Origin of the sequence: Terrisporobacter mayombei (genome assembly GCF_020748465.1) — a bacterium.
Classification (GTDB): domain Bacteria; phylum Bacillota; class Clostridia; order Peptostreptococcales; family Peptostreptococcaceae; genus Terrisporobacter; species Terrisporobacter mayombei.
This window is the reverse complement of record NZ_JAHZMP010000218.1, coordinates 1-457: the sequence shown is the minus strand read 5'-3', so window position 1 is coordinate 457 and position 457 is coordinate 1. Positions and strand designations below refer to the sequence as shown.

1 protein-coding gene is annotated in these 457 nt (G+C 52.1%); it reads right to left on the bottom strand.

Annotated elements, in window-relative coordinates:
• The coding region (locus tag K0039_RS25290) for an IS110 family RNA-guided transposase (RefSeq protein ID WP_228106884.1) at positions 1-457 on the bottom strand (457 nt) is incomplete at both ends.

Here is a 457-nt window from a genome sequence, read left to right as displayed (position 1 = left end):
TTTTACACGGAGTGATGCCGATCTTGCTCCGTGGATAAACAGGGTTCTCAGATAAGTGTCACCACGTTTACTTATCCCCAGCAGGCGAACTTTTCCTCCAGAACCGGTCTGCTTTGGTACCAGACCAACATAAGAGGCGAATGCTCTCCCTGATTTAAACGCTGACGCCTCTCCCATCGTTGCAACTGCTGCCGTGGCAATTAACGCCCCAACACCGGGTATCTCCATCAGTCGCTTACAGATTTCATTCTGTCGCGCCACACTGTTGAGCTGTTTTTCAAGGCCATCTATCAGCGAATCCAGTTCACTCAGCCTGCTGTACTGGTCTTCCAGTACGGTGATGAGATACGGTGGTAACTTTGCTTTCATTCTCTCCAGGGCTGCCGGTAGTTCTCTGTCCATCGCGGCCCGGCCTTTGTGGACGGTTTCGCCGAACTCCAGTAACGTTCCGTGCAAG